This is a genomic window from Microbispora sp. NPDC004025, from assembly GCF_053604425.1.
In genome coordinates this window covers 288326-304918 of the sequence record NZ_JBSGHN010000004.1, presented here as the reverse complement: position 1 = coordinate 304918, position 16593 = coordinate 288326, and the positions used below count along the sequence as shown (strand labels likewise).

General features: G+C 65.1%; 15 protein-coding genes. 7 read left to right on the top strand and 8 right to left on the bottom strand.

The features are described 5' to 3' along the window. Positions 1-133 precede the first annotated feature (133 nt). A complete protein-coding gene (locus ACWEQG_RS13370; RefSeq protein WP_452284454.1) occupies positions 134-877 on the bottom strand; it encodes an SDR family oxidoreductase in 744 nt (247 codons plus the stop codon). 77 nt (positions 878-954) lie between these two features. On the opposite strand from ACWEQG_RS13370, the gene ACWEQG_RS13365 reads away from it, so the two are divergent. Next, positions 955-1428, top strand: coding sequence for an RrF2 family transcriptional regulator (locus ACWEQG_RS13365; protein ID WP_363464659.1), 474 nt, complete (start codon positions 955-957; stop codon positions 1426-1428). A gap of 2 nt (positions 1429-1430) precedes the next feature. Here ACWEQG_RS13365 and ACWEQG_RS13360 read toward each other — a convergent pair whose 3' ends face one another. Further along, positions 1431-2258 (bottom strand): LLM class flavin-dependent oxidoreductase, encoded by an 828-nt coding sequence (locus tag ACWEQG_RS13360; protein ID WP_452284452.1) that lies wholly within the window; start codon positions 2256-2258, stop codon positions 1431-1433. 75 nt (positions 2259-2333) lie between these two features. Further along, positions 2334-3239: an EamA family transporter RarD gene (rarD, locus tag ACWEQG_RS13355; RefSeq protein ID WP_452284450.1), complete on the bottom strand. Its 906-nt coding sequence runs from the start codon at positions 3237-3239 to the stop codon at positions 2334-2336. Between the two features lie 135 nt (positions 3240-3374). On the opposite strand from rarD, the gene msrA reads away from it, so the two are divergent. Together msrA and ACWEQG_RS13345 are read left to right on the top strand one after the other, a co-directional pair. Beyond that, the gene (msrA, locus tag ACWEQG_RS13350; RefSeq protein ID WP_452285085.1) at positions 3375-4037 is read left to right on the top strand and encodes a peptide-methionine (S)-S-oxide reductase MsrA; all 663 of its coding nucleotides are present in this window, start codon (positions 3375-3377) and stop codon (positions 4035-4037) included. A 1906-nt stretch (positions 4038-5943) separates the two neighbouring features. Continuing rightward, positions 5944-6492 carry a nucleotidyltransferase domain-containing protein gene (locus tag ACWEQG_RS13345; protein WP_452284448.1) on the top strand — a complete coding sequence of 183 codons (549 nt, stop codon included), beginning with the start codon at positions 5944-5946 and terminating at the stop codon, positions 6490-6492. Between the two features lie 355 nt (positions 6493-6847). On the opposite strand, the gene ACWEQG_RS13340 is transcribed toward ACWEQG_RS13345, so the two are convergent. Beyond that, entirely contained in the window at positions 6848-7147 is a 300-nt protein-coding gene (locus ACWEQG_RS13340) for a hypothetical protein (RefSeq protein ID WP_452284446.1), read from the bottom strand. 13 nt (positions 7148-7160) lie between these two features. Continuing rightward, the gene (locus tag ACWEQG_RS13335; protein WP_452284444.1) at positions 7161-7502 is read right to left on the bottom strand and encodes a hypothetical protein; all 342 of its coding nucleotides are present in this window, start codon (positions 7500-7502) and stop codon (positions 7161-7163) included. Positions 7503-7633: 131 nt separating this feature from the next. Here ACWEQG_RS13335 and ACWEQG_RS13330 point away from each other — a divergent pair, with 131 nt between their 5' ends. After that, entirely contained in the window at positions 7634-7903 is a 270-nt protein-coding gene (locus ACWEQG_RS13330; protein ID WP_452284442.1) for a GntR family transcriptional regulator, read from the top strand. Between the two features lie 199 nt (positions 7904-8102). On the opposite strand, the gene ACWEQG_RS13325 is transcribed toward ACWEQG_RS13330, so the two are convergent. From ACWEQG_RS13325 to ACWEQG_RS13315, 3 genes are all read right to left on the bottom strand, one after another. Next, positions 8103-9500 (bottom strand): replication initiator, encoded by a 1398-nt coding sequence (locus tag ACWEQG_RS13325; protein ID WP_452284440.1) that lies wholly within the window; start codon positions 9498-9500, stop codon positions 8103-8105. 682 nt (positions 9501-10182) lie between these two features. Beyond that, a complete protein-coding gene (locus ACWEQG_RS13320; protein WP_452284438.1) occupies positions 10183-11700 on the bottom strand; it encodes a recombinase family protein in 1518 nt (505 codons plus the stop codon). Between the two features lie 190 nt (positions 11701-11890). Continuing rightward, positions 11891-12142: a GntR family transcriptional regulator gene (locus ACWEQG_RS13315; RefSeq protein ID WP_452284436.1), complete on the bottom strand. Its 252-nt coding sequence runs from the start codon at positions 12140-12142 to the stop codon at positions 11891-11893. 86 nt (positions 12143-12228) lie between these two features. Here ACWEQG_RS13315 and ACWEQG_RS13310 point away from each other — a divergent pair, with 86 nt between their 5' ends. From ACWEQG_RS13310 to ACWEQG_RS13300, 3 genes are all read left to right on the top strand, one after another. Further along, positions 12229-12447 (top strand): hypothetical protein, encoded by a 219-nt coding sequence (locus ACWEQG_RS13310; protein WP_452284435.1) that lies wholly within the window; start codon positions 12229-12231, stop codon positions 12445-12447. Next, a complete protein-coding gene (locus ACWEQG_RS13305; protein ID WP_452284433.1) occupies positions 12444-12776 on the top strand; it encodes a hypothetical protein in 333 nt (110 codons plus the stop codon). The genes ACWEQG_RS13310 and ACWEQG_RS13305 overlap by 4 nt, the downstream gene beginning before the upstream one ends. A 657-nt stretch (positions 12777-13433) precedes the next feature. After that, a partial coding sequence (locus ACWEQG_RS13300) for an NB-ARC domain-containing protein (protein WP_452284431.1) occupies positions 13434-16593 on the top strand: 3160 nt, incomplete at its 3' end.

Below are 16593 nucleotides of genomic sequence, written 5' to 3'. Positions count from 1 at the left end.
GCGACGCTGCCGCGCATCGCCGAGGCCGCGTACGGTCAGGGCCGAGGCTGCGCCGCGGTGACAGCGGCTGTTCCGGGCGACCGTCACCCGGGTGCGACGTCGCGAGGGCGCGTGGCACTCCCGGTGAGGTCGTCTACTTCTGCGCGGCGAGCCACTCGTCGAAGGTGGTGGGCGCGATGCGGGCGCCTTCTCCGGGCAGCAGCACGTCGCCGGCCATCTCCGTCCCGAAGAGTCCCGACCAGGTCGGCACGAGCCTGACCGTCCGGCCGCGTGCCGCGAGGGTGCGCCGGGCCATGTCGACGAGGTCCTGCGGCTCGGGACCGGCCACGTCGGCGTAGCGCCCCTGGGGATCGCCCACCGCGATCTCCGCGAGGACGTCGGCCACGTCCGCGGGCGCGATCGGCTGCACCAGCAGCGGCGCGATCGTGGCGACGCCGTCCTGCTCGGTCCACCCCGCCACCATCTCGGCGAAGTCGTGGAACTGCGCGACCGGCACGATCGTCCACGGCACCGGACCGGCGGAGACAAGGCGCTCCTGCTCGCGCTTGCCGGCGTAGTGGGCGTTGCCCTCCACCCCGTGGATGCCGATGATCGAGAGCAGCACGTGGTGGCGGACGCCCGCCCGCTCCTCGGCGGCCAGCAGGTTCGTGGTGGTCGTGCCGAAGTACGCCACCGACTCGTCCCGGTCGGTCGCCTCCGAGCTGATCGCGTCGACGACGGCCTCGACGCCGTCCAGGGCCTTGTCGAGCCCCTCGCCCGTCAGCAGGTCCACGCCGAGTGAGCGGCTGACGCGTACGACGTCGTGCCCGTCCCGTTCGAGGGCGGCGACGGTGAGCTTCCCGATGTTCCCGGTGGCGCCGGCGACTGCGATTCTCATGGTCTCTCCTTCGCTAGACGCCTCGGATGCTATCTCGGACAAAATAGATCTGCAATGTCTTCGATAGACTGTCGGGCATGAAGCTGCCTGCGAGCACCGAATGGGTGTTGCACTGCGCCACAGCGCTGGCGCAGCTCGAGCCGGGAGCCACCGCGTCGGCGGCGCAACTCGCGGATTATTACGACGTTCCCGCGCCCTACCTGGCCAAGCAGTTACAGGCGCTCGTCCGGGCCGGTGTGCTGGCCGCGATGACGGGCCCGCGCGGTGGGTTCCGGCTCGCACGGGCGGCTTCCGACATCACGTTGCTGCAGATCGTCGAGGCGGTCGACGGCGCGTCCTCGCCGTACGAGTGCCGCGAGATCCGCCAGCAGGGGCGGGGGGCGCTCCCTCCCGAGGACTGCCGGCGCATCTGCGTCATCGCCGAGAAGATGGCCGAGGCGCACCGCGCGTGGCGGAGCAGCCTCGCCGGGGTGACGCTCGCCGACATCCTCGCCGAGCTGCCCGAGTGGGCGCCCGCCCGCACCCGGTCACGCCTGTCGGCCACGCGCTGACGTCAGCGGCCCGCGAGGAGTTCGACGACGGGGGCGAGGGCGTCGGCGAAGAAGCCGTTGACGGTGATGTAGGACAGGCCCAGCTCGTCGCGGCGGCGCAGCAGCGTGCCGGCCATCTCGCGGGGCGAGCCGCGCAGCACGGCGGCGGCGTCCGGCGACGGGGCTGGCAGCCCGCCGGGCATCCACGGGGGCGGTTCCTCGCCCACCTGGAGCAGGTTCATGCTCAGCTCGATGTCGTCAAACCTCGCCCCGGCCATCTCCCGTAGCCTGCCGACGGGTCCGCGCAGGCCCTCCTCCGGTGTGGCGGGGGGTACGGCGAGTGCGACGATGTCCGCCTTCTCCGCGGCCAGCGCCAGCATGCGGGGACCGGCCCCCGCGACGAGGATGGGCGGCCCCTGGCGCTGCACGGTGGTCCCGCTCCTGGTGAAGGCCGCCCGTACCTCGTCGATCACCGACCGGACCAGCGCCACGCGCTCGCCCGCCGTGCCGTACGGCATGCCGAGCGCCCGGGCCTCCTCCTCAGCGGCGGGCCGGCCGGCCCCCACGCCGACCTCCAGCCGTCCGCCCGACAGGAAGTCGAGCCCGGCGAGCTCGTGCGCGACCTGTGGGGGATTGCGGTAGGGCGCGGCCAGCACGAACGTTCCCACGCGCAGCGTCGTCGTGACGGTCGCCGCGGCGGTCATCGCGAGCAGCGGTGGCAGCGTCCCCAGGGTGTCGGGGACGAGCAGGGTCGAGTAGCCGAGGTCCTCGGCGCGGCGGGCCGTCGCCGTCCACGTGGCGGCGTCGGGGGCCAGACCGGCGACGATCCCGAAACGGAATTCCTTGCTCATGCCGCCGATCCTCGCCGTCGCGGCCCGTGCCGTCGTCACCCCGCCGGAGGCGGGCCTCGTACTCCGGGAGGCGTATCAGACGGTCTCGAGCGCCGCCGTGCGTTCCTGCCGGGACGTACGGGCGGCGCGGACGCTGTCCCAGGTGAAGACGCTCAGCGCGAGCCAGACGACCACGAACCCGGCCCACCGGCTGGCGGGCATCGTCTCGTGGACGATCAGCACCCCGCACAGGAACTGCAGCACGGGGGCGATGTACTGGAGCAGGCCGATGATGGTGAGCGGAACCCGCAGCGCGGCGGCCGTGAAGAGCATCAGCGGCACCGCGGTGATGAGGCCGGCCGTCACCAGCAGCAGCGCGTGGCCGAGACCGTGGTTGGCGAAGGTCCCCGTGCCGTCCGCCTGCAGGACGAGCAGGTAGCCCAGGGCCGGCACCAGCAGCACGAGCGTCTCGATGGTCAGGCTCTCCGCGCTGCCCACTCCCGCCGCCTTCTTGATCAGGCCGTACGTGCCGAAGCTGAAGGCGAGCACGAGGGCGACCCAGGGGAGACGCCCGTAGTCGAGCGTGAGGATGAGGACCGCGAGCGCGCCCAGCCCTACGGCGATCCACTGCCACGTGCGCAGCCGCTCACGGAAGACCAGCACGCCGAACAACACGCTGACCAGGGGATTGATGAAGTAACCCAGCGCGCTCTCCACCACGTGACCGGCGTTGACGGCGTAGATGTAGACGCCCCAGTTGACCGAGACCGTGACGGCCGCGAGGGCGAGAAGGAGGAACTGGCGGCGGGTCATGGTGCGGATCCAGGACCAGTGGCGGCGTACGGCGAGGACCGCGACCACCACGACCAGAGACCAGACCATTCGGTGGGCGAGGATCTCCACGGCGCCGGACGGCTTGAGCAGGGGCCAGTAGAGAGGGAACAGACCCCACATCGTGTAGGCGGTGACGCCATACAGGACACCACGGCGCGTATCAGGCATGACCCCCATCTTCGCTGCTTACCTAGATTCAGCACAAATAAGGGTCTCTATGACTGAGGTTTAGAAGCGCTTACGTGAGGAACAAGGCCGCCCGGCGCCTGGTTGGGGATGGCAGAGCGGAAGGAAGGCTACGTGATGGGCTGGCTGTTCGGCACAGACAAGACGACGATGGTGGACCCCGCGGACGCCCTGCCGGGCCGGGCCGAGGTCATGCCGGTGGCCACCCGCCACCAGGTTCTCGGCGCGCCGCTGGCTCCGCCGTACCCCGAGGGCACGGAGATCGCCGAGTTCGGGCTGGGCTGTTTCTGGGGCGCCGAGCGCAAGTTCTGGCAGACTCCCGGGGTCGTCTCGACCGCCGTGGGCTACGCGGGCGGTTACACGCCCAACCCCACGTACGAGGAGGTCTGTTCCGGGCTTACCGGGCACACCGAGGTCGTCCGGGTGGTCTTCGACCCGGCGGAGGTGACGTACGAGGAGCTCCTGAAGGTGTTCTGGGAGGCCCACGACCCGACGCAGGGCATGCGCCAGGGCAACGACGTCGGCACCCAGTATCGGTCGGCCATCTACATCCACGGCCCCGAGCAGGCCAAGGCGGCCGCGGCCTCCAGGGACGCCTACCAGGAGGTGCTCGCCAAGGCCGGGTACGGCGAGATCACCACCGAGATCGCCCCCGCCGGCGAGTTCTACTTCGCGGAGGATTACCACCAGCAGTACCTTTTCCGCAACATTAACGGCTACTGCGGGATCGGTGGCACGGGAGTCGCGTGTCCGATCGGCCTGACCACCGGTGAGGCCTGACCCGCGGTAACTGACTGATCCTGGCCCTTGGTCGCCCGGCTAACCCGGTGTCGATCGAGGGTCAGAGCCGTTTTCGGCGAGAACCTTCACTACAGGGTCAAGGCGAGCCGCCTGCGGCGCCTCGCAGCGCGCCAGGCGGCCAGCGGGCCGGGCATGCGGCCTGGGGGCCGGTCCCGGCCCGCGCCGCCCGCGCGCTGCACAGCCAGGAACTGGCCGCGATCTCTCGATCGTTCTGAGCTTGATGCGTTGGCTCTTCGGCCTTTGACGGAACGGAGACAGGCATGTCCGAGGTTGCCGACTGGATTGCGGCCCTGGGTACAGCGGGGGCCACCCTCCTTGCCGCAGGTGCCATAGCTCTACAACAGCGTGACCGGCGACGGGCTCTAGCGGAGAGCGTGACCGCGTGGATCACAGTGGGCGAGCAATCGGGCTTGCCGATGGCAACGCTCCATGTATTGAATGCGGGGAATCAGGCTGTCTTTGAGCTATGCGCTCGGGCGGTGGGTAGCGGTGGCTTTACGAGAGACTATTGGGCACTAGGGACGCTTCCGCCGGGTGAGGGAACGGCCATAGGTCAAAGTGAATGGGGAGATCACATGGATGCGGTGAATTTCCCGAAAGTTGAGATGTTTTTTCGTGATGCAAGCGGTCGCGGCTGGCGAAGGCGACCTAGCGGACGCCTCTCTCGCACCATTAGGGCCAGGTCGGCATATTTCCATTGGATGAAGTGGTCTAGTGAAGTTGAATGGGAACCAGTAGGTGAACGCGTAGATGACGGCACCTATACATGAGCATCTTTCGCTCTCGCCTCTAGCTGCGGAGCTTGATGTTGTGTAGGGATGCCCATTCCTGTGCGCCTGCAATGATCAATCTTTTGGCTTGTGCCTTGCCTTCTGTCTTCACTACGTCAACGAAACATGCACAGTTCCCTAGGTCGTAACCTTGCAAGCAACACACTCCTATGCCTGTGATCTGTAGGCCGCGAGCTACGGCTGTCATCTTCTCGTCTACTACCGGCAGGGGTATTCGCTTCGCTATCTCTTCGGCAAAAGTACGCTCCAGTGAGGATCTTCCGAGTAGTCCTAATATGTGGCTGGCGGCTTTCCCGATCCCGTTGTGTAGCGCCGTCTTTCCTTCCAAGGTTTGCCGCGCCAACTCGGCCAACGTCCTGCATCGTTTTCCGCTCCAGCCTGCAGTCAATCGATGCCATGTTTTCTCGCTTGCGTAGTCGGCAGCATGATATATGGCGGCGGATAGTGCGTCACTGTCGATCGCGTCCTGGCAATAGTCGATCGCTTCCTCGGTGATTCGTCGTTCACGTTCTTCTGTCTTGCGTGAGCGGTATGACGAGCGCGACGCCTGCCCACCCCTAGAGCTGGTAGCGACTCTATGCTGGGCCTTGGGTTTTGGCGGTTTCTTCTGGCGCTCACCAATGCCAAGGGCAGGTAGGCCCTTGTGGTGGCGGCAGCGCTGATTGGGTCCTGAAACCAGTATCTTGCAGGGTGTTCCATCACCGGTTGGAGCTCGACATCTGAATTTCGGCGATTTCCTGGAAGGTGCCACAAATTCGTAGTTTCAGGTGTGTGCCCACCGCAGTCAACATGTTTGCATCAGTCTGTATCTATCAAGTAATGCGCCATGTCCGGTTTGTCCCCCCGTGGAGAACCATCCGTATCACCGAGCAGAGAGTGCACTCCAGCTACAATCACCCCATTTATTTCCATTCGCAGGGCCCGTGATCCGGTGCCAGGCGAGTACGGGGAGTGGCGGTAGCCAAAGTTGCCCTCGATGGCTCCGCGGATGGCAATGAGTGCGCTGATGCAATGGGCGGCGGAGTACGTGCAGCCCCGGAGCCTGGGCACCACGAGGCGCGGGTGAAGCCCACCCTGCATGGAAGAATCCAACCATGGACGGGAAGGCCCAAGGGCAACTGCGTGTTATCCGCACGGTCATCGCGGTCATGCAGGCAGCCGGTATCCCAGCGTGGCTGTTCGGGGGCTGGGGACTCGATGCGAGGATCGGCCGGATCACCCGCGAGCACGGCGACGTGGAGTTCTGGGTTGAGCGTATTCACGCCGAGCGGTCGAAGGCAGTCCTCGTAGGAGCAGGCGCCACGGCTCTGACGACTCAGCCTCCAGAAGAGTCCTGCGAGTTCACGCTGGATGATGTGCCGTTCAGCACCGCTTACTTTGACCGGTGGCCAGACGGATCGTTCAGCCCTCTGGGGCGATGGTCCGACTGGCTTTTCCCGCCAGGGTCCTTCGGCGACGAGCCCGTGACACTCGATGGTACGCCGGTGCTGGCCATGAGCGTCTCCGGCATGCTCGCCATGAAGGAGCAGTTCCCGCGCCTGCGCAACGGTCGGCCGTGGCGGCAGAAGGACATCGCTGATATCGAGATACTCCGAGGGTTGGCCTCCCGGGAGAGAACCGGCGGTCACAGCGGAGCGGCCTGAGCAGCGCAGGCCGTCATATGGTCCAGATATGGCGGTATACACCATGGACGGTTGGCTCCGATTTACTGCTACTTCCTAGATGATCGCGTTAGTCACTCCTGTAGTCGATGGGAGTGTTCCCCGCCCCCGCTGCTCAATTGTTCGTGGCCCTTGGTCGGCGTCAACGCCGTCTGTGCGGGTTGGGTGCCAGGTTGCGGTGTATGTCGCTGGTGGACGGACACGCGAAGACGGCATTGACACCTCGGTCGGGCCACTGATGTCGGCAGCTATCGGGGGCGGGGGAGGAGTGGCGCGGTTCCTGAGCACGAGTGCGGCCCCGCCCGAGGTGAGCGGGGCCGCGTGAGGGCTGGACCGTCTATCGCATCTCGCCGAGGAGCAGGGCATGCCACACCCTGCGCGCTTCTTCTATAGGCCAGCGGTGTGTCTCTTTGATCTCCGGTGTGGGTTCGGTCTGGGTGGTCTTGCGGATGAACGCCTGCCCACCGGTCTGGAGGAGTTCGTAGACGACAGCCCGGCAGTCGCACGTCCAGGCGAGCGCTCGCAGTCGCCGGACCCCTTCGAACGGCTCATGCCAGACGAGTCTCACGTGATCTTTTTGGCGCATCTCCCAGTGCGGACTCAGGCACTCGTCCAGGTGCGGGATGGAGGCCGCCATGGGTACCGCCGCCTTACCGTGTCCCGCCGTTGGCCCAACCGGCGATCCAGCGGACGGCGGACTGTGGTTGGTCGACCGTGGACAGCAGAACGACGGTCCCGGACTTCGGTAGCTTGATCAGGAAGCGGCGCGGCTTGTTCTCCGGGTCGATGGTGACCGTCGCGACCTGTCCGCCGAGGCCGTAGATGTCCAGCTCTGAGACTGCCGGGTCCCAGATCGGGAACCCGGTCATCCGCACGGTGATGTGGCTGATGAGCCGGGTACGGACCTCTTGGGACTGGAGCAGGTCGCTGAGGGCGGCCAGGATGCCCGCCTGCTGGTCGGCGGTTCGGTTGCTAGTCGTGTTCTGACGCATGGCTCTCCCATCTGTCTCGCTGACGGGTTGAGCGTACGCCAACCTTCCTACTCCTACCTAGCCCTTCTCCTAGGTACCTCTGGGTACCTGTGGTAACGACATGGAACGCTTTCGTTCCTACTCTTGAGCCCGTGATCGAGTTCCGGCCTGACCAGCTCAAATGGGAAGCCGTCCTCGAAGAGATACGACGCCGTATCCGGACGGGCGAATACCGGGTGGGCCACCCCATCCCTGGCGAACCCCGCATGGCCGAAGAGTTCGGCATCGCCAAGGGCACCGCACGCCGCGTCATCAACGAACTGCTCAAAGCAGGAGACGTCTACACCGTGCTCGGCAAAGGCACCTTCGTCGCCGACCCCGAGACCGGCGGCCCGCCCAGGAGAGACACCGAAGACGAGTGAAGGCCCCCGAACGAGTCCGGGGGCCTTCAGCCTTCTATCGGTTGTCAGCGAGACGATGGAAGGCGCACCAAGCGTAGAGCCGACGAGCCAAGGGCAGTAGCCACCGGCCGTGGCGCCGCCGGCCCAACCGCTTCGCGGCCCTTCGGGTGCCTACGGCATTGCGCCGGCCGCACCACTCCCGCACCCGCATCTCCGCCGGTCAGGCCGACTCTCCCCGCTCACGAGCGATCCGGCGCGCGGTGGCGACGCGTTGCCGGATCATCTCGGCCCACAGATGTTCCCCATGCCGGTACCCGCTCCCGGCGAAACGCCACTCACCAACCGTCACCGTCTCCCGCTCGGCAGGATCAGGCAGGCCGCGCCGTTCCCGAGCCCGCTCGGCCTGATGATCGGCCCGCACCTGACGCAGCGCGCCGAGCGTGGTCGAGTACTGACGGCTCTTGGTCGAGAAGTGGCCCCGGTAGCCGAGCATGTGCGCCCACCGCCGCAACGGGACCAGCCGAAAGGCCGGATCGTTGCCGAGTGCGAAGCAGGTGTAGATCATGCGCCGGGCATGTTCGGTGACGTCGAGCCGCGCGACGTCGGCGACCTCCCGGATCGGCCGGTCCACGGTCCCGGCTGACTCGGCCCCCTTCGTCGCGTACTTCGCGATGTAGGCCGCCACCCGCTGATCCGCGAGCCCTTCCAGTGCCGTGGCGACGTAGATGGGATCCACGTCGAGCTGCGTCCCCCACCGGCCGACGAACGACGGGGAATCGTCCGGCACGGGAACCGAGATGGCAGCCGCGGTTTCCCGAATCGCCTCCTGGAGCACCGGCACCGTTGCCCAGTATGGCGGACGATCGGACGGCCCCTCCGGCCCGTCGAGACGGATCACCGCGTGGAAGTGGACCAGGCCCCGCGCCTGATACTCGGCCACCTTGGCATACGACAGCCGCAGTCGCCGACGAAGCTCGGCCCGCGAAAGACCGAGTTGCCGGGCGAACGTCGCCGGTAGCGCCTGAGTAAAGCGCCGCCACAGCTCGCCCGCGTGCGCGTTCCACAGCACCGCGCCCCGGTAGTCGTAGCAGTCCACGCAGATCGGCTGCCCGACCTGGGGGTCATCGTCGGCATGGCGGACCCCGCAGCCTTCCGGCCTGCCGTGCGCGCACACCGGGTTGTCCCGCCGGGGACGGCACGGCAGCACCTTGTCCCCCTTCTGTCGGCGAGCGTGGACCGCGCCGAACGAGGGGGCGGTGAACGTGGCGAACACGCGGGGATGGGCGCTCACGTCCTCGGGGACGCCCTTGCCGCCGCGTAGGCCGGACAGGATCAGGTGGTAGGTGTCGTCCCGGTAGACCTCCGAGCAGGCCGGGCACCGGGACGCACGACGGTTGCCGCACGCGGTCAGCAGGTACCCGGTCGGCTCGTCGGCCGTTCGGTAGACGTCCAGCACTTCCAACCCGGCATCGAAGGTGATCCGGTGACCTTGCAGCCGGATCGGCTGGGCGCAACCGCCCGTCGCGCGCACCATCTCCTGCCACCGGGCGAAGTCCGGCATGGCGGCGCGCTGGGCAGCGGCGAGGACATCGGGGGAGAGGGGAGGAAGCTCGCTCACGCGGCATCCCTCCCGCTCTCCTCGTCGGCGGGCTCGGTACGGCCAGGTTCGTCGGCCAGCACGGCACCGAGAACGGTGGCCACCCGGTGCCACTTGTCGGCAGACCAACGAGGAGACTCGGCGGCTTTGCGTCTGCCCCACTCCTGGGCAGACATGGGGGTCTGTGTGGTCAGATGGGCTCCTTTCCTCGTGGGTGGAGCCACCGCCGCGCATGCGGAACAGACGCCGAGCACCGTGAGCCAGCAGCCGAACGGCCGAACACGGGCACGTCAGCGAGAGAACCTGGGAGTGTGCGACCAGAAAGTGAAAGGGCGTGACGCCTGCCGCTGGGCCGGGTCCCTCCAGCGGTACGGCGTTAGTTGTTTTGTTTGCCGCCCGGATCTCATGCACGCCGGAAAATGGGTCGCGTAGCTTCTCGCCTGTGTCATTCCGTCAGGGAGACGGTGACTTCTTACAGTTCTGTTCTACCCCAGTAGGACGCGTATGCGTACCGGTCAGTTCCGAAGCCGGAATTGGCATGACGTCTTTGACGGCGTCCCAGGGTGTCCGTTGGCGTCCAGCGGCGTCCGTAGACGTCCGGCTGTGGCGGGAGGCTGGTAAGGGGGTTGTCGCCTGGCGGTAAGGCTGGAGGAGCTACCGCAGACCGCGAGACGTCCTGGACGTCTTGGACGTTCTCGTGTCCTCAGTCCTCACGCCAGACCAGTTCAAGAAGGTCGGGATCGAAGCGCCTGCGCCCCTTGCCGCTCGGGTAGATGATCACGGCGTGCAGCGCCTCCCGGATGTAGGACCGCTTCAACGAGAGCGGTAGACCGCCCTCACTCTCCGACAGGAACCACCGCCGCCGTATCTCGGCCACGTCGGTAGCCGAGCGGGCCTGTCGTCGTTGAGCCGTCGCCGCGAAGCTCTGAGCGTCCGTGCGAAGGCGGGATATGCGCTTCTCCAGATCGGGAGCCGCCGAGAAGAACAGCTCATTGCTGATATTCCCTGCCGTCCACTGGGCGCGTAGCTCTTCGAGCCGGGCCTTGGCGTCTTCGTAATCCTGTTGGCCAGGCCATTCGGTAGGACCTGTAGAAGAGGCCAACTGCACCTCTTCGAGTTTCGCGAGGACCGCTTCCGAGACATAGAGGTCAACCATGTCCCCACGTCTGCCGAGACCGCCACAGCCGCCCACCGTCTTGGCGGGACAGATGTAGATGTGCTGCACGCAGTGCTTCTGGTGTGTGACCCGGAGGGACGCGTTGCACAGAGCGCCGTCCGGTTGAGTCCGGCCACACCGGAGGAACCCGGTGAGCAGGTGGCGGGGCTCCTTGAAGTCTCGCGGAAGGATCGGGCCGAGTCGGCCGTCCCGGTAGACGAAGTGACCCTTGCGCGCGTCGAAGATGGACTTGACCGCCATCCACTGTTCCGGCGTCACGATCGGCTGCCACTGCCCGACCACCGGGTTGCCCTCGGAGTCCCGGATCAACTCGCCGTTCATCTCGCGCCAGCCGCAGACCCGAGGGTTGGTAACCGTGATCTTCAGGGAGCGGGGAGTCCAGAGATTGCCCAGGGAGGTCTTCACGTCATCCCGCTGCCACTGGTTCACGATGGAGTTGAGCGATCGGCCGGCGACGAGGTCGAGGATCGCCTGACGTACGAGAGGTGCCTCTTTCGGGTCGAGGGTCAAGCGATCGGGCAGCCAGCCGAAGGGGCGCGTGCCGCCAACGGGTAGTCCCTGCTCGGCCCGAGCTCGGTGGGAGCGGCGCATGCGGCGCTGCATCTTCCGCACCTCCATCTTGGAGATGACCGCGCCGAACAGGCCCATGCTTTCGGTGTCTTCGCTGTAGAGATCCTTCTGACCCCGCGCGTCCGCGAAGACGCGGCCGTCCTGGTAGGTGATCGCTTCAACGAAGCGCTCGTAGTCACCCGGACGTCGAGCGAGGCGATCCTCAGCCACGATGACGACGCCTCGCACCTCCGCGCCGTCCGGAAGCTCGCCCGAGCGGAGCACCTTCAACATGGCCTCGAAGTCGTCGCGGACGACATCGGCCTTGGCAGCGGACTTGTCGTTGTCCGTGAACTCATGGACGACGGTCCAGCCGTACCGGGCCGCGGTCTCCCGGTTGAGCTTGTGCTGGTCCTGGACTCCGTGTTCGTCCCGCCTGACATCGGCCGAGATGCGAGCGTAGGAGACGACGGGGATGGGGGATGGCTCAGGCAAGGCGACCTCCGCAAGAATTATTGCCTGAAGCGAAGGTCTACCACCAGCAATACCTTTTTAAGGTGCCCAACGGCTACTGCGGCCTCGGCGGCACCGGTGTCAACGCAGGTGACCCTTCGGCCTGGTGCCCGACTGGACTGACAACCTCTGCGGAGGAGTAGCCGGGATTGCTGAGACCTCCGGGCGCTGGCTAGGCCTGCTCGGAGGTCTTGTTCTTGTCCTGGGCCACGAAGGAGCCCATGCCCGGGGTGGTGATGATGAGGCCGTCTTCGCGGAGTTTGGCGGTTACCTTGCGTATGGTCACGCGGGCGACGCCGAACTCGCCTTCCATCTGGACCTCGGAGATGAGGTAGCGGGGCGGGTATTCGCCCGACTCGATGCGTGCGCGTACGACCTCGTAGATCTGCACCCACTTGGGTCGCGTCGGGTCGTAGTCGATCACTCGGCAACTGTAGGTAGTAGCTCCAGGTGAGGCATAGAAGCTCATAGCTATAGACAGGTATATTTAGGCTCTGTAGCCTGCGGGACATGACGGAGCTTGAGGAACTGGTAGCGGGCTTTCCCGGCTGGTCGATCTGGCGCAGCCGAGCGGATGACAGGCCGGGAGACTGGTACGCGACGAGGCGGGGCCATCGGCTTACCCAGGCTGAGCTCGTGGCCGGCGCTTGCATGACGGTAGCCGCTGAGACTCTGGACGAGCTGCGGCGCGAGCTGAACGAACAGACGGGCCGGTCGGCGGCGAAATGACGGCGGTGCAAGGAGGGCCGCGTCGGCTGGCCCGCGATCTGGTGGAGGCCCCAGAGTGGGACTGCCCGGGTATCGCGATCCATCCGGGCATCGCGCTACGGAGCCGGAAACGTCTGGATTGGCAGGACCGGCCGCGCGGCCCTTACCGAGTCATCGACCACACTTGCTGCTGTCAGGCGGTCGTCTACGAGCTGATCTGTGTCGGCGGCATCTATCAGGTCCACAAGGTCATTCAGTCTGACCCGCCCGAGCACACCTACACCGACGGCTGGAGAGGCGACGAAGCCCGCTACTGGTGGATGCGGATTCTGATGGGCTCAGCCCGTTGACGCCTGACTTCGGCAAGAGCCTCGTAGATGACGAGCGAAGCTGCTCGGGCGGCAGCTCCAGACCGGTGGGATGAGACCGCGTGAGGTGCCGTTGCTGTACACGCTGCTGTACAGCAACTTCGTCCGATGGCCCGCCATGATTATCCGGGGCCAAGTGGACCCGGACCGCAGGGCCGCCAGGCCCGAGGACCGGAAGCCGCGCGGCAGATTTCAAAGTAACTGCATTAGGAGAGCAGTGACCGAACGGCTGACTTACGCGTCTTAAGCTGCAGGAACGCTTCACACAACTCATACAAGCCGCAAGATCATCTCGTGCATGTCCCGCACTCATCAGAATCAGAGCCGGAAACAAGCGGGGGTACGAGCGCCTGTTTGTAAGGAGCGCCAGTCACCAGGCGGGGGACTGTTCACCCCACTCGAACGTCTGTTGCCGTACCGAGGAGTAAGGGCTTGTGCAGCCCTGTAGCTGTAACTTCGCTGCTGCGTACAGCAGACCAGCCGGCTGCCTGGCGTAGCGGCCTGGACCAAGGTCGACGGCCATATCGAAGTACATCCCCATCCAACTATGTCCTGCGCTGGGCAAGTTCCTGGGGTACGTTGAGAGGTCGATGATCGGGATGCTGGTCGGGCGGGGGCCGCCATCGTCGGGGTGGGGGTATGGCTCGTCAGAAGAAGCGTGCCGCAGATGCGGCCATCGGGATGCTCGTCGTGCTTCTCGGTATCGCAGTGGGTTTGCCAGTCAATGTGGTCAGTGACTACTTGCCACCATCGGTGACCGGTCACAAGGTGGCATGGATCATCGGTCTGGTCGTAGTGACCGCGATGGTGGCCTTTTTGACGTGGCTGGCACCGCGGCTGACCGGACGACGCCAGCGAGGGAAGTTATTTCAGGTGCAGCCCATACCAAAGGGGTGGGTTCCCCGTAGGGAACTGGATGCGGTGATCCGGGCCTTGACAGGTGCAGGTAGCAGAACCGTTGGGGTGACGACTGCGCTGTTGGGGGCTGGCGGGTTCGGGAAGACGTCGCTTGCAGTAGCGGTCTGTCACGATCGTCGGGTGCGTCGGTATTTCTCCGGTGGCATCGTTTGGGCCACGATCGGCCAGGACCGCACTGAGGCTGGATGCGCGGACGTGATCCGCAGCATCTGCGAAACGCTATCGGCCGATGTACCGCAGATGACGGATCTGACGCAGTTGTCGCATCATCTGGCCGACCTGATGGCCGAACGAGGTCGGATGCTGCTGGTTGTCGACGACGTTTGGACTGGTATCCAGCTGGAGCCGTTTTTAGCTGTTGCGCAACGATCCCGGCTGTTGGTGACGACCCGTCGGCTGAGGACACTGCCGGATGGGGCGACCAAAGTTAACGTGGACGCGATGGCGCCTGAGGTGGCAGCGCGACTTTTGGGACGAAACCTGCCAGCCATGCGCGCGGGCCTGCGGCGGCAACTGTTGGAAGTGACAGGAGGCTGGCCGCTGCTGATGGCGTTAGCCAACGCTCGGCTGGTGGAGGACGTTAACCATGGCGCGCAGGTGGACGTCGCCGCCGCACAAGCGGTGGCCCGATTGCGCCAGGCGGGGCCGACGGCGCTGGACGTCACCGACAGCGGCCAGCGGGAGACTGCGGTCAAGGCGACCATTGACTACAGCCTGGAGGCATTGCCGGCAGACGGACGAGAGCGGTTCCTTGAATTGGGGATCTTCGCTGAGGACGTCGATATCCCGCTTGAAGTGGTGGCGCTGTTGTGGCGACAGACTGCGGGCCTGGCCTTGGAACAGACCCAGCGTTTGTGTGAGGAACTGGTGGGACTGTCGCTGGTGTCGTTGCGCTGGGCCGAGAGCCAGCAGCAGATAGTGGTGTTACATGATGTGGTGCGGAGCTTCATCCGTTCGGAGGATGGTCTGGGCGCACAGCGCCTGGCTCAGACCAACCGGGAGCTTATTGATGCGGCAACCGAGCTAGTGACCTCTGACGGGAAGGTAATTGGGGAGTGGTGGCGGCTGCCGGAAGGGCATTTTTTGTGGGATCAACTTGTCTTCCATTTGTCTGAGGGATGCCTTAACGAAGCCTTGAGATTACTGGTCACCGATGTGCGCTGGGCACTTGCCAGGCTGGCTAGATCCGGGGCGCTCGCACTAGAATCTGACCTTACTTATGTTCAAGACCCCACAGTGGTTCAGACTCGTCGCTTAATTGCCCGGGTAGGCCATCTACTGGCTGACCTAGAATCCGATGAACTCTCTCAAGCTAATCGACTAACTCATCTGAGCGTCCTACCGCACTTCCGGAAGCAGATATTTGAATTGCGCACGGAGTGGGGGTCATTTCTGCTGCCAGCTTGGCCGCTTCCAGAGAACAGGAACTCTGCTTTAATTCGAACTCTCAGTGGTCATCTCGACACCGTGTCTACGGTGAAGATCTCCACGGATGGGGCGTGGCTGGTCAGCGCTGGCGATGATCGGGTAGTGCGGTTGTGGAACGCCGACGGCAGCTTGCGTATGGTCTTGGCGGGCCACACCAGTGTTATAAGCGAGGTGGCGATTGCTGCTGATGACTCTTGGCTGGCTAGCGCCTCGGGTGATAGGACGGTGCGCCTGTGGAACGCAGATGGCAGCCAGCGTGCCGTCCTGAAAGGCCACCGTGACTGGGTGAATTCGGTAGCGATTTCCGCCGATGGCTCGTGGTTGGCAACCGGCTCTCGTGATCGGACAGTAAGGCTTTGGAACGCCGATGGTAGCGAGCGCGCCGTTCTGGAAGGCCACACCGAGGATGTGGAGGCAGTGGCGATTGCTCCCGATGGCTCGTGGCTAGCCAGCGGCTCATACGACCATACGGTCCGCCTGTGGAACGCAGACGGCAGCCAGCGTGCCGTCCTGAAAGGCCATACCGACGAAGTGCGCTCCGTGGCGATTGCCTCCGACGGCTCATGGCTAGCCAGCGGATCGGCCGACGGGACAGTGCGGTTATGGAACGCCGATGGTAGCGAGCGCGCCGTTCTGGAAGGCCACACCGAGGATGTGGAGGCAGTGGCGATTGCCTCCGATGGCTCGTGGCTAGCCAGCGGCTCATACGACCATACGGTCCGCCTGTGGAACGCAGACGGCAGCCAGCGTGCCGTCCTGGGAAGCCACGCCGAATTCGTGGTTGCAGTGGCGATATCTGCAGATAACTCGTGGTTAGCAACCGGATCAACGGATGAGACGGTGCGGTTGTGGGAAATCAGTAGCCATGTTCCTGCGGTTTTAGGAGTCCACACCGACTGGGTAAATTCGATGGCGATTGCTCCCGATGGCTCGTGGCTGGCAACCGGTTCTCATGATCGGACAGTAAGGCTCTGGAACGCCGATGGTAGCGAGCGTGCCGTTTTGGAAGGCCACACCGAGGAGGTGGAGGCAGTGGCGATGGCCTCCGATGGCTTATGGCTGGCATCCGGATCTCGTGATCGGACAGTAAGGCTCTGGAACGCCGATGGTAGCGAGCGTGCCGTTCTGGACCACAGCAGGTCGCCGCACGAGACGGTGCTTTCTGAGGATGATGGTAAGACTTTAGTCTTAATGAATCATTCTGATGAGGTGACTGCGCTGGCGATTTCTGCCGATGGCTCGTGGCTGGCAACTGGTTCCCATGATGGGACAGTAAGGCTGTGGAACGCCGATGGTGGTGAGCGTGCTGTCCTAGAAGGCCACTCCAACGATGTGTATGGGATGGCGGTTTCTACGGATGGCTCGTGGCTGGCAACTGGTTCCCATGATGGGACAGTAAGGCTGTGGAACGCCGATGGTGGTGAGCGTGCTGTCCTAGAAGGCCACTCCAACT